Genomic DNA, 13,475 nt, shown 5'->3' with positions numbered 1-13,475 from the left:
GCGACATTTAAGGGAACAGAGAATTGTACGGTCGGATGTCTAAACTCTGTTCCTCTTTTTTTTAAAATTTTATTCTATTACAATTTTTCCTTTTTCTAATTTGAATGATACATTACTTGTACTTTGTATCAAACTTAAAATTTCGGTTATTTCCTGACTTTTATCAAATACACCACCAAAAAGTTCGTTTTCAAGATCTTTATTTTTAAAGATTATTTCAATATTATACCATCTAGACAGCGTATTCATAATATCTTTTAACGTTTTATCTTTAAAACTAAAAAGGCCTTCTTTCCAAGAAATTTCATTGTAAACATCTATATTAGATACATTAATGTCTAATTTATTATTTTTAAGTATAGCCTGTTGGTTTGGTTTTAGCAAACTATTATTAGTAGAATTACTAATAGCTACGCTCCCCTCTATAAGAGTAGTGTAAACAGCATTATCTGAAGAATAAGCCTTGATATTAAATTCTGTACCTAAAACATTCACTTCTTGCTCCTTAGTGAATACTTTAAAATTAGAACCATTATGTAAAGAACTAGGAGAAACGTCAAAGTATGCCTCGCCATAAACTAGTTCGATTTGTCTCGTTTCACCTTTTTTAAAATGAACTGGATATTTTAATTGAGAATCTGAATTTAACCACACCTCTGTTCCGTCTGATAAAACCACGTGATATTGCCCACCTCTAGGCACGGTTAAATAATTATAAGCAATTTTAGAATCATTTATGTGATTATCTTCTTTATTATAGATAAGGTTTTCACCATCGTTTTTAAACTTTTCAGTTACTACATCCGTTGCTTTATTTAATACAAACTCTTCACCATCCTCTAAAGTTAAAATAGCTTTATCCTCTCCTGGTTTTATTGTACTTAAAATTAAGTTTTTGTTTCCATTAAAATAACTCGTGTTCTTTATTAAAACCGCAAATAGTACTACAATTGCCGCTGCATAACCAGAATATTTAATTAAATTAATTACGCTTCTTTTCTTATACTTAATTTTTTTAGAAATAGTATCTTTTAATAATGCATCATCAATTTGACTTGTAGCTAAATTAATTTGGAAATTAGTTTTTACATAAGAATCAAAAATTTCCTTATTGGCATCATCCTTAATCCATTCACTTAAAAACTCTAATTCTTTAACATTAGAAGATTTATTAATGTAATTTATAATTATTTTTTCCACTTTTGAATCCATCTTTCTTGACGTTCTTTTTTATTATTACTATACCAAATATAAAAACCCTTGCTTTTTTTTTAGTGTTTTTGTATTTTTTTTAGATATTTGCAAACAGATTAACCAAATAAGCACAAATAATGGATTTTAACAATAATGATATTTTAATTAAATACCTTCAGAAAGGGAATGAAAAGGCATATCTTTTTTTAATTGAAAAATATCACAAAAAATTAAATGCTTATGTTATTTCTTTAAGTGGAGATCACGCAATGGCTCAAGATATTATCCAGAATGTATTTATAAAAACTTGGGAATACAGAGAAAGACTTAATAAAGATTATTCTATTCAAAATTTCTTATATAAATCTGCTTACAATGAATTTATTACTGCTTATAATAAAAAGAAATCTATGAGCAATCTAGAAGATGTATTTGTAAAATCTTTAAACAAAGCTTTTGTCGAAACTAATGAAGACGACCTAGAAAGAATACTCAAAGTAGTGAATGATAAGATCGAAGAGTTACCTCCAAAATGTAAAAAAATTTTTACACTGAGTAAAAAAGATGGACTAACTAATTTAGAAATTTCTGAACATTTAGACATTTCAATTAAAACTGTTGAAGGTCAAATTACAAAAGCTTTTAAAATATTAAGAATTGAATTGACTACTAAAATTAAAACTTATCTTTTCTTTTTATGGGGTTTTAAATCTAAAAGAAAACTAAGTAATAAAGTTATATAAGAAGCTTAATTGCTGTTTTCCTCAACTAATTTGAAGTTTATTTTTTGCAGGAACCGACAACCTAAATATTTTTTTTTGATAAACCGATGTCCATTATTATGGAGGTACATCTATAAAAAGAAATTACCTTGAAAACTTATATTCCAAGGTAATTTGTAACCGAAAACAATTAAAAATAATTGACTTTACTTTTATATGTTTAATGCATTAAATAGTTCTGTTAATTTTTCGCTAGAAGGTCTTGGCGCATCAGCATTTACAATTTTACCCTCTGGGCTTACTAAAATAAATCTAGGAATTCCTGTTACCAAATAATCATCTGCAAAAGCATTATCTTCTTTTGCCCATAACTGAATACCTCCTAGTTCTTCATCAACTATCATTTTTTTCCAAGCATCGTATGCATTTTTTCTATCTATAGATATGCTTACAAATTCGATATTTTTACCATGATATGCTTTTTCTACCTTTTTTAAATGCGGAATTTCTGCTTTACAAGGTCCACACCAAGTAGCCCACATATCTATGTAAACATATTTTCCTTTTAAATCATCTAAAGATGTGTTTCCACCTGCATTGTTTTCGTAATCAGAAAATTCAGGAGACACTTGTCCTGTTAACGCAATTAATTTTTGTTTCTCATCAAACATAGAAGTAAACTGTTTATTTAAACCTTCAAGGTCTTTTTCTTGAGAGTCAATAAAAATAGAGTCTAAATTTTTAACACTCATTAAAAGTGTTTTAAATTCTTTTGAATTTGAAGCCATTTTATTATCAAAGTCTGTTTTAGACATGTTCATAAGCGCTTCATAATCTATAAGTTTTTCTTGTAAAGTTCTTTTTTTAGCTAAATAATTATTTGCCTCCGAACCAACACCTTCGTATTTTAAAGTCTCGTCAAACTGTTTTGCATCTAAGCTTATTTTTAAATCGTATCCGTTTTTTAAAAATATAGATGCTCTTTCTTTTCCATCAAAGAAAATATAGTTTCCTGGCTCAACTTTAAGAGTATCAGAGAATACACCATTAGCATCTACTTTAATTGTTTTAATAATATTACGTTGTGCAATAATTAAAGAATCGGAATTTTGATTTGTAATTGTTCCAGAAAAGGTTAAGTAATCTTTAGGTACTTCTTGTTTACATGAAACAATTACTAAAGCGATTGCTACTAGGTAAATTAGTTTTTTCATTTGTTTATTATTTTGAATTTATTTTTTTCTATACAACCAAACTGCTGTTTACTCTATATAGCACAAAACAAATCTAATTTCCCCTTAGTTTATAATTGTTAAATCCTTCTTAAATGTTTGTGATAAATTATATTAGAAGGATTCAATAAGGATAAATAACTTGACAATACACCTTTTTTTTAAGAGTTAGAAGGTAAAATTATAGTAACAGGTATGGTTAAAATAAAGGTACTCTATGCTTTTAATTTGAAATAGAACTTAGCATATAGGTTGTTGCTTTATAATTCAATAATTTAAAATAGATTTTTTTTTAACTTTAAACAATCTCGTAAAATAACATAGGCCTTAGTTAAATGGGCTTCAACAGTTTTAATTGAAATATCAAGATTAGTAGCAATTTCTTTGCTTTTTTCACCCTTAAATTTTTTATTATAGAACACAACTTTACATCTTTTGGGAAGTTTCTCGATACATTAATCTAGCTTAAGTAGTCTTTCTTCCGTTAAACTATCATCAACTTGTATAGCTTCATCAAGATACGTTTTATGGTATTCTAAAAGTGTCGCATTTCTCTTGCTGTTTTTTCTGTAATTATCCATTAACCTATTATAAACCATTCTATAAAGATAGGCTTTAACAGATGTTGTAATAACTATCTTTTTACGATTAGTCCATAAGTATAAAAATGAATCTTGAACAACATCATAAATAACATCTTTATCCGAGGTAAAACTTAATAAATAGACGCAAAGAATTTTAAAATAATATGAATAAAGTTCATGGAAAGAACTTTCATCAATATCTTTTATTGAATTATGAAAAGAATTAACCTTATTTCCCATATTTTATTAAGATGATAAAAAATTTAAAAAATAACATAGGGTTTTTTATATTTTTTACTACTTAACTATAAATATCGCATTTACAAAATGAAAAACTAGAATCCTTAATCATAAAATATATTGAAGGTAATTGGAGTAATGATGAAGCTGAACAACTTCTAGAATTTCTTAAAAATGATGACAATAAAAACCAATTTAAAGAATTTATTCACTTAAATCACCTCATTAACTCAAACACAAAGTTTAGTTCTGAGAAAGCACTAAAACAGTTTAATTTAAAAACTAACAAGAAATTTCAAATAAACACCTTGTTAAAATATGCTGCTACTGTTTTAATATTTATATCTGCTGGTTATTTCTTTTTAATTAAAGACAATTCAGCCTTTACAGATAAACCAATTATAGTTAACAATAATATTAAAATTGGTACAGACAAAGCTACGCTAACATTAGGTGATGGTACAGACGTTGTTTTAGAAAAAGGGAAACGCTACAAGTCTAAAAACACAGAAAGCAACGGAGAAGAAATTTTTTATAAAACAGCACCTAATGAATCAGAAATTGCATACCACTATTTAACCATTCCAAGAGGAGGTCAATATCACGTAAAACTATCAGACGGAACTGATGTTTGGTTAAATTCTGAATCTAAATTAAAGTATCCTACAAATTTCACTAGAGGTAAAACAAGAAAAGTAGAATTGGTATATGGTGAAGCTTATTTTGATGTATCTCCAAGCACAAACCATAATGGTAGTAAGTTTAAAGTACTTACAAATATACAAGAGATTGAAGTTTTAGGTACCCAATTTAATGTAAAAGCTTACAGAGATGAAGATGCCATTTATACTACATTAATAGAGGGCAAAGTAGCTGTAGTTACTCCAGAAAAAACACAAACTTTATTACCTAATCAACAATTTAATATTGATAAAACAAACAATAAAACATCAATTAGTAATATTAATGTTAAAAGTGAAATAGCATGGGTTAAAGGTGAGTTTATAGTAAAACACAACCTTAAAGATATAATGCAAGTACTATCTCGCTGGTATGATATGGATGTAACTTTTGCTAATAAAGAATTAGAAAAAGTAAGATTTGTAGGTAAAATTAGAAAAAATCAAAATATTGTAGATATCCTAAATACTATTAAAAATTTCGACATCATAAATAATTATCAAATCAACAATAAAAAAGTAATACTAGAATAAATACAATTGAGGTAATACAGTCTCATAAATATAAAAAAAGGGAACGAAGTTTAAACATTTCGACGTGCATCAAGCTTCGTCCCTCACATGCAATAATTAAACAAATGTCTAACTAAAACTAAGCAAATTTATGGAAATTAAATTAATTAACTTCCGTTCTTTCAATCGAAAGCGGATTCTATTAACAATTATGCGAACATTCATTTTTCTCTTATGTACCACTGTTTTCAGCTTCAATACTGAAATAAGTTTAGCACAAAAAAAAGTAACCATTGAGGCTGATAAAGAAGCTACTATTGATCAGATGTTTGAGTTGATCATGAACCAAACAGAATATAGTTTTCTCTATCCAGAAAAACTTTTTAATAATCTACCAAAGGTACATCTCAAAAAGGGGATAATAAGTGTAAACAAGCTACTTAACCAGAGTATACCTAGCACTAATTTTAATGTACAATTCTCAGAAGATAATACTATTCTTATTACTAAAAAAGAAATTGTACGGCAAACCGTTACTGGTAAAGTGACTGATGAACAAGGCTTTCCGTTGTCAGGAGTAACTATTATGGTTAAAGAATCTAGAAAAGGGGTTTCTTCTGATTTTGATGGAAACTACATCATTACAGTGCCTGATACCAAAAGTGTATTGGTATTTTCCTATATAGGGTACCAAACTCAAGAAATACTTCTAGAAAATCAAAAAGTAATAAACATCACTCTTAAAGAAGCTGTAAATACACTTGGAGAAATAATTGTTAGTACAGGTTATCAAAAAATTTCGAAGGAAAGAGTTACAGGTTCATTTAATAAGATTTCGGAATCACAATTAGAGAATAGAATAGCACAAAATGTATTAACAAAGTTAGAAGGACAAGCTCCAGGTTTACTTTTTGATTTAGATGAAGAAGGTAACATGGTTCCAATTATTCGTGGAATAAGCACTATAAATGCCGAAAAAGAACCATTAATAGTAGTTGATGGTTTTCCTATTACGCAAGGAATAAGTTCTATTAATCCAAATGATATTAAAGATATTACAATATTAAAAGATGCATCAGCAGCATCTATTTGGGGTATTAGAGCAGCAAATGGTGTTATTGTAATAATAACAAAAAAAGGTTCAAAAAACAAAAAAACATCAATTGAGTTTTCTACAAACTTTTCTTTAACTCCTCATCAGAATTTAAGTGATTATCCTAATGCTTCAACAGAAAGTTATTTAGAACTAGAAAAACATAAAGCTGAAAACGGTTGGGAAATATTGCCAACACCATCTAGTTATAGCCAAACTGCTTTAGGAAAAGGTTTGGAAACATATTTACTTCTAGAAAATGGTGGAATTTCTGAAAACGAAGCAAATACTATTATAAATAAATTAAAGGCGATTAATTAATAATAGTAAACAGTTTGAAAACCTTTTTATGGGTAATCCAACATGGAAACAATACAATGTGTCAATTTCAGGAGGGGGAGAAAATAACACTTACAGAAGTTCTGTTACTTACAATAAGAATGAAAATCAGAATATGTTTGTAGGAAATAATAGAGAAGAAATTATGACAAACATTAGAAATGTTTTAAACATTGGGTCAAACTTAACTTTTACTGGAGACTTAACATTTAATACCTCTAATACAAAATTAAATGGCATGTCACTTAATGATTATTCATCTTCTCATATTTACGAAAATATTATTGATGATAGTGGTAACAAGTTAGTTCAAACAAGAGGATTGTATCAGCCATTTAAAGAAAGTATGGAAGCTCAAGGTTATCCTTATAATTGGGATTATAACTTGTTGCAAGAACATGAAAATAAAAATAATAAAATACAAACAACAATGGCTCGCATCCAAACGTCATTAAAGTATGATATTACTGATCATTTATTTTTACAAGGCTCATATCAATATGAATACACCAGTAATGAGACATCTAGACTTTATAATGAGGAAACATATTTTGTTCGTAATTTAGTTAATATAAATACTACGCTTAATTCCGAATCTAATGAGCTTGAAGGTCCATACCCTAAAGGATATATTATTACTAAAGGAGATGATTATAGAAAATCATATTCAGGGAGGATACAATTAAACTTTGATAAATCATTTAACAACGGTTTTCATAAGGTTAATGTTATAGCCGGTTATGAAGCTCGTAAAGTAAAAGTTAATAGCACTGAATTAACACAGTATGGTTATGATCCACAGGCATTAACGTTTAAAAATGTGCCCTATGGTGAATCATATACACCTCTTCTTAGTTTTAGATCACAACCTTTACAAGATCCAACTAGTCTTTTTGAAGATGAAGATAGATTTATTTCCTATTATGGAAACGCAGCTTATACCTACAATAATAAATATACCTTTACTAGTAGTGTAAGGTTAGACGATGCCAATTTATTTGGTAGTAGTAAAGAATATAGAAATATACCCTTATTTTCTATTGGAGGGAAATGGAATTTAACTAAAGAGGATTTTATTAATGATGGTGTTTTTAGCAAGTTGGCATTAAGCACTACTTATGGTAGTAATGGAAATGTAGACACTAATACAAGTCCATTTTAATAAGCTAGTTTTAATAATAATTTTTTAACGGGTAATCCATATTTATACGTTTCAAATGCAAAAAATCCTTTATTAAGACTAGAAAAGACCTATATAGTTAATATAGGCGTAGATTATGGTTTTTTTAATAATAAGTTAACAGGTAGTATTGAGTATTATAACAAGAGAAGTGAAGATTTATTATCTCAAGTAGCATTTAACTCAACCTTAGGATTTAATTCGGCATTGATTAATGCAGGAGAGATGACTAATAAAGGGGTTGATTTTACTTTAAATGCAGCGGTGGTAGACTCAAACGATTTTAGTTATAATACAACGTTTAATTTTAGTTATAATAAAAATGAAGTTACTAAAGTAGATGTACCCAGTGGAAGCATAAATAATGTACTAACATTTAGATCTCCAGTAGAAGGAAATCCATTAAATTATTTATATAGCTTTAACTATGCTGGCTTAGATGAAAATGGAAACCCAACAGCATTTAATGAAAATGGAGAGTTAATTAACGTTGACGGAGAAAAATCAGTGAATGGTGTTTTAGAAAATGCAGAAATAGATACCATTGATGCATTGATTTTTGAAGGCACTACAACACCAAAATATTATGGTGCTTGGATTAACAACTTTACTTATAAAAACTTTTATCTAAAAGCGCTAACCACTTTTAAATTAGGACATGTATTTAGAAACACAGATGTAATGTCTTATTCCAGTCTTGGTAGTTCTAGTCAAATACATAAAGACTTTGAAAACAGATGGAAAAACCCAGGAGATGAAGCAAATACCATTGTACCAAGAGTACCAGATGGTAGTTTTGATATTTTTAACCCTGGTTATAGATATTATAACCAAGGAAACCAATTCGTAGACTCGGCATCTCATATTAGAATTAAAGAGTTAGTTATAGGGTATAACTTAGATAGTAAGTTATTATCTGAAATAGGTATTGATAAATTGGGGTTAAGTCTTCAAGCTCGTAACCTAGGTGTTATAACATTTAATAAATGAGGGAAAGATCCAGAGAGCCTTATATGGCCTATGAAACCAACCTATTCTTTAAATTTTACTGCAAACTTTTAAAAAAAACAATCATGAAAAAAATATTTATAATAATTTGTTTAATCATTTTTTCATCTTGTAGTAGAGAAGAATAGTTAGATATTGAGCCTAAAGGAACAGTAATCCCTAATAAAATTGAAGATTATAGATTACTATTAGATCAAGTAAATCTTGATTATGGAGGTATATCACAAGGATTTTCAGAAGGGTATTACAAGACTGATTTCATGACTGATGATTTTATAATAACAGATATTTCAGCCTCACGTATGTTACAAGAAAAACTAGAAATGTTTACTTGGAATGATAACATTTATAATAATGATCGAGAGGATCCAGACTGGCAACGTTTATATAGTCAAATTTATGTAACAAATATTGTGTTAGAAGAAATAATGGAGACAAGTGGAGATGCTGATGTGAAAGCGCAATTAGTGGGCGAAGCAAAAGTACATAGAGCCTTAGCTTATTTTGCTTTGGCTAATATGCATGGTTTACATTATAACCCAGCAACAGCAGCAAATAATTTGGCCGTTCCTTTACGATTGGGTACAGATCTTGAAAATGTTGATTTATCTAGAGCTTCTGTGCAAGAGATTTACGCTTTAATAATTGCAGATATTGAATCTGCTATAGAAGATTTGCCTGAAACACCTAAAGATAATTCTTTTAAACACAGACCATCAAAAATAAGCGCTTATACGTTGTTGGCACGTATTTATTTGTATATGACTGAATATGAAAAATCTAGAGATGCTGCTAATAGTGCATTGGCAATTAATAGTACTTTAAAAGATTATAATTTGTTTACAGAAAGATCTTTTTTTGGTAATGTGATTGTATATGACCTTAACCGCGGCTATGATGATGATGAAATTATATGGCTTAAAGCTTCAGGAAATCGTTTTACAACATTAATAGCATCTAATGAATTGTATGACTTATTTGAGCCAAATGATTTAAGAAGTTCAAGATTTGGACCAACTTTTGATTTGACTTTTATTCCTGATTTCGAAAGTTATGCTTTAGGAGCATATCTTATAAATGGATATAAAGGCTCTGGTTTTACAGTACCAGAAATATTATTAATGAGAGCTGAATGTAATGTACGTTTAGGGCAAACTTCATTGGCTGTAAATGATTTAAACACCTTAAGAGAAAAGAGGTTTGCAACGGACGCCTATACACCAATTACAAGCACAGCTCAAAATGAAGTTCTTGAATTGGTTAAGAGAGAAAGACGTATGGAATTAGCAGGTAATGGGCTACGTTTCTTTGATATAAAGCGCTATAATGAGTTTGATAATGCCAATATTACTTTAACAAGAACGTTAAATGGCAAAAACTTTACACTTGCACCAGGAAGTAATAATTGGGCTATTCCAATTGGACAAAAATATATACTACAGAATCCAGAAATGGGACAAAACATTAGAGATTAGTCTCTTCAAAATTTTACTTTTTAATAATAAGAAGCCCAATAAAAAATTTGGCTTCTTATTAAACCCAAATATTAACCTCGTTTTATTATTATAATGAAAAAAAAATATTAGTATTAATAGTCTATCTATTTTATAATTCAATGTTATCTCAAGGAATACAATTTGAGCACGGAACATTTGATGAAGCATTAACAAAATCAAAAAAAGAAAATAAATTATTATTCATTGATTTCTATACAGACTGGTTCAGACCATGTAAAGTAATGAACAAAAATGTTTTTCCATTGAAAGAAGTCGGAAAATATATGAATGAACATTTTGTTTCAATTAAAGTAAATGCAGAAAAAGGAGAAGGAGTTGAACTGGCTAAGAAATATAAAGTTTCTGCTTTTCCTACACTTTTTGTCTTAGATGAAAATGGAAATCAAAAGAAACGTGTAGATAATTCTATTTTAGAAGGAACACTATTTTTAAATTTTGCAAAGGAATTTGTAGGAGATAAATTACCATTCCTTCAACAATTTGAAGCATACGAACAAGGAAATAGAGATCTTGATTATGTACGTGACATGATTAAAAATAGTATTGTTTACAAAGCAACCTTGCCTAAAGAAGAAAAGAAAGTTTGGTATGATCAAATAAATGAAATGTGTGCATGGTACTTTTTTGTTAAACAACCTAAGGAGTTGATGAACAAGGAAGATTTTAGTTTAATTACAAAATATTACAATAGTTCAAATAATGGCCACCCCATTTTAGAGCATATATATAATAACTACAAAGCATGGAAAAAAGTGATACCTGTTGAAGACTTAACAAGGTTTATATTAATTTCAAATTCTTCATCTATTAGTAAGGCAGCCTATAGAAGCGACTTAAAATTTAGAGAATATCTTGCTGCTATTCAAGGTCGATTAGCAGAAGTTTATAAAGACGCCAATTCAGAGGATAAGTTTGAAGAGCTCACTTACTCTAGTGAAGCCACATATAGCTTGAATACTTTAAAAGATTTAGACAGATATATGGATTGGAGCGATAAGCTTCTAATTCATTTAAAAGAAAAAGATGAATTAAATGCTTTCACTTATTCAAATTGTCCTATAGGCATGTATTACCAAGCTAAAGATTTAATATCCTTAAAACAAGCCAAACGAATGCTTAAAATAATTAATTCAGGTTTAAAACAATTTCCTAGTGAATTTAAGCTTTGGGATACAAAAGGAGATTATTTGAACTTAATAGGAAATAAAAAAGCAGCTAAAGAATCCTATAATAAAGCTGTTGAATTAGTTAGGGATCTAGAATGCGGAGATGGGCATATAACCAGAATTAAAAAGAAATTAGAAACTTTAAAGTAGTCTGTTAATTCATATTTTTTTAGATAAATAAGTATTTACCAATTATTAGTTTCTATATAATTTTCAAAAAATAAATATATGAAGAACTTATTAGGAATTATACTAGCAGTAGTGCTATACCTCAATGTATTTACACAAGGCATTAAATTTTAGCATGGAACTTTTGCACAAACTTTAGAAAAAGGTAAAAAAGAAACCAAATTGGTTTTTATAGATTGTTATACAGATTAGTGTGGCCCTTGTAAAATGTTGTCAAAAGAAATTTTTTAACAATAAAAGTTGTAGATTTTTTGAATAAGAATTGCAAAATATTTAAAGAAGAAAGCAAAAAGTATTGAAACCTTATAGGAATTATATGCTTAAATTAAAAAGTGCAAACAAGATATGGAAGCCCTTCTCCACTATCAGGATTCCAAAAAAAAGAATACATGAAACTTTGTATTATTTGGCGAAGCATTAAGACATTTTAATGTCTTTTATGAAGAAAATAAGAAAGGTGAATCAATAATATGCATTCTTCGATAACCATATTAAAAGTTTATAAAACAAAGTAAATCTAAATTAAAAGAATAACAATGAAAAAAATAGTTTTAACATTATTTGTAAGCTGTGTGTTTACAACGATATTCTCTCAAGGTATTAATTTTGAGCACGGCACTTTTGCACAAGCTTTAGAAAAAGATAAAAAAGAAAATAAATTAATATTTATGGATTGCTATACAACTTGGTGTGAACCTTGTAAAAAAATGAGTAAAGAGGTATTTACGCAAAAAGACGTTGGTGACTACTTAAATGATAATTTTGTCAATATAAAAATAGACATGGAAAAAGGCAAAGGCATTGAACTTCAAAAAAAATATGGAGTTAATAGCTATCCAACCATGCTATTTATAGATGCATCAGGAAAGGTGGTACATACACAAATTGGCTATTGTGATACAAATGTTTTAATTGAGCAGGCAAAAATTGCTGTAGACCCATCAAGACAAAAAGACGCTATTGTAAAAAAATATACAAGTGGAGAACGGAATCCAAAGTTTATTATTGACTATATAATGGCTTTAAATAATGAGCGTAAGTATAAAGAAGCAACACAAATAGCTGAAGATTTCTTAGGGAGTTATAACGCTGAAGACATTTTAGATACAGATATAATTACAATTTTATCTATCTCCAATTCCCTTAAATATGGTAGTGAAAAGTACAAGTTCTTACTTGATAATAAAGATAAATTTATAAAGCTTGATGGAGCTCATGAGGAAGCTTACGATAAATTACTTCGAGTAACCATCTTCCAGTATTTATCTAGCCTTACGGTAAAATTAAGTTTAGAGGAGTTTCAGGAGGCCATTGAAAAAGCAAAAAATGAATATGAAATGAAAAGTCAGCAAGAGGCCGAAGTTCTATTACTTTCAAGTTTTTACGGAGACAATAAAGAGCATCTTAAGTTGTACAATCACAGTATGAAATATGGTAAAAAATATTTAAAAAAGGGAAACATAAGGTCTGGAACTGGATTAGTTATTAATGTCTTAATGAAAGTGGCTATAGATTCAACATTTATAAAACTTGACATTACAGAAAGAGCCATTACTGATGCAGAGGAAATAATTGCTCTTACTGAAGGAAAAGTAATAAACCCTATGTTTAGTTGGACTTTAGCAGTTTTTTATAAGAGGCAAGGTAATAAAGAAAAAGCACTAGAAAACGTGAATAAAAATATTGAAATAATGAAATCTTTAGGAATTGAAATAGACCCTAAATTATTAGAATTTAAAGAAGAAATTAAAAGTATATAAAAGCTATTTTTTTTAATTTGAAATAAATATTATCTCAACCAATTATATACGTGTAAAC

Annotated in this window: 12 protein-coding genes; 8 read left to right on the top strand and 4 right to left on the bottom strand. The window is 28.4% G+C overall.

Annotated features, from left to right (window positions below):
* Window positions 1–69: 69 nt before the first annotated feature.
* Complete coding sequence (locus JOP69_RS14820; RefSeq protein ID WP_203391687.1) at window positions 70–1,212, bottom strand: FecR family protein; 1,143 nt, start codon at window positions 1,210–1,212, stop codon at window positions 70–72.
* A 119-nt stretch (window positions 1,213–1,331) separates the two neighbouring features.
* Between JOP69_RS14820 and JOP69_RS14815 the strand changes: the two genes are divergently transcribed.
* Window positions 1,332–1,937, top strand: coding sequence for an RNA polymerase sigma factor (locus JOP69_RS14815; RefSeq protein ID WP_203391686.1), 606 nt, complete (start codon window positions 1,332–1,334; stop codon window positions 1,935–1,937).
* 191 nt (window positions 1,938–2,128) lie between these two features.
* Here JOP69_RS14815 and JOP69_RS14810 read toward each other — a convergent pair whose 3' ends face one another.
* The 3 genes from JOP69_RS14810 to JOP69_RS14800 all read right to left on the bottom strand — a co-directional run bounded on the left by JOP69_RS14810 (window position 2,129) and on the right by JOP69_RS14800 (window position 3,972).
* Complete coding sequence (locus JOP69_RS14810; protein ID WP_203391685.1) at window positions 2,129–3,130, bottom strand: TlpA disulfide reductase family protein; 1,002 nt, start codon at window positions 3,128–3,130, stop codon at window positions 2,129–2,131.
* A gap of 293 nt (window positions 3,131–3,423) precedes the next feature.
* Complete coding sequence (locus JOP69_RS18850; RefSeq protein WP_368378389.1) at window positions 3,424–3,600, bottom strand: sigma factor-like helix-turn-helix DNA-binding protein; 177 nt, start codon at window positions 3,598–3,600, stop codon at window positions 3,424–3,426.
* A 3-nt stretch (window positions 3,601–3,603) separates the two neighbouring features.
* Complete coding sequence (locus tag JOP69_RS14800) at window positions 3,604–3,972, bottom strand: RNA polymerase sigma factor (RefSeq protein ID WP_203391683.1); 369 nt, start codon at window positions 3,970–3,972, stop codon at window positions 3,604–3,606.
* Window positions 3,973–4,280: 308 nt separating this feature from the next.
* Here JOP69_RS14800 and JOP69_RS14795 point away from each other — a divergent pair, with 308 nt between their 5' ends.
* The 7 genes from JOP69_RS14795 to JOP69_RS14765 all read left to right on the top strand — a co-directional run bounded on the left by JOP69_RS14795 (window position 4,281) and on the right by JOP69_RS14765 (window position 13,417).
* Window positions 4,281–5,186, top strand: a complete 906-nt coding sequence (locus tag JOP69_RS14795) for a FecR family protein (RefSeq protein ID WP_203391682.1) — start codon at window positions 4,281–4,283, stop codon at window positions 5,184–5,186.
* A gap of 190 nt (window positions 5,187–5,376) precedes the next feature.
* Window positions 5,377–6,579, top strand: a complete 1,203-nt coding sequence (locus JOP69_RS14790) for a carboxypeptidase-like regulatory domain-containing protein (protein ID WP_203391681.1) — start codon at window positions 5,377–5,379, stop codon at window positions 6,577–6,579.
* A gap of 28 nt (window positions 6,580–6,607) precedes the next feature.
* The gene (locus tag JOP69_RS14785; protein WP_203391680.1) at window positions 6,608–7,759 is read left to right on the top strand and encodes a hypothetical protein; all 1,152 of its coding nucleotides are present in this window, start codon (window positions 6,608–6,610) and stop codon (window positions 7,757–7,759) included.
* A gap of 243 nt (window positions 7,760–8,002) precedes the next feature.
* Complete coding sequence (locus tag JOP69_RS14780) at window positions 8,003–8,767, top strand: hypothetical protein (RefSeq protein WP_368377992.1); 765 nt, start codon at window positions 8,003–8,005, stop codon at window positions 8,765–8,767.
* Between the two features lie 152 nt (window positions 8,768–8,919).
* A complete protein-coding gene (locus JOP69_RS14775; protein ID WP_302850208.1) occupies window positions 8,920–10,260 on the top strand; it encodes a RagB/SusD family nutrient uptake outer membrane protein in 1,341 nt (446 codons plus the stop codon).
* A gap of 140 nt (window positions 10,261–10,400) precedes the next feature.
* Window positions 10,401–11,618 carry a thioredoxin family protein gene (locus JOP69_RS14770; protein ID WP_203391678.1) on the top strand — a complete coding sequence of 406 codons (1,218 nt, stop codon included), beginning with the start codon at window positions 10,401–10,403 and terminating at the stop codon, window positions 11,616–11,618.
* Window positions 11,619–12,193: 575 nt separating this feature from the next.
* Window positions 12,194–13,417, top strand: coding sequence for a thioredoxin fold domain-containing protein (locus JOP69_RS14765; protein ID WP_203391677.1), 1,224 nt, complete (start codon window positions 12,194–12,196; stop codon window positions 13,415–13,417).
* The last annotated feature ends 58 nt before the right edge of the window (window positions 13,418–13,475 follow it).

Source organism: Polaribacter sp. Q13 (assembly GCF_016858305.2).
Lineage (GTDB): Bacteria > Bacteroidota > Bacteroidia > Flavobacteriales > Flavobacteriaceae > Polaribacter.
The sequence above is the reverse complement of the archived record's forward strand: the minus strand, read 5'-3'. Positions and strand labels throughout refer to the sequence as shown.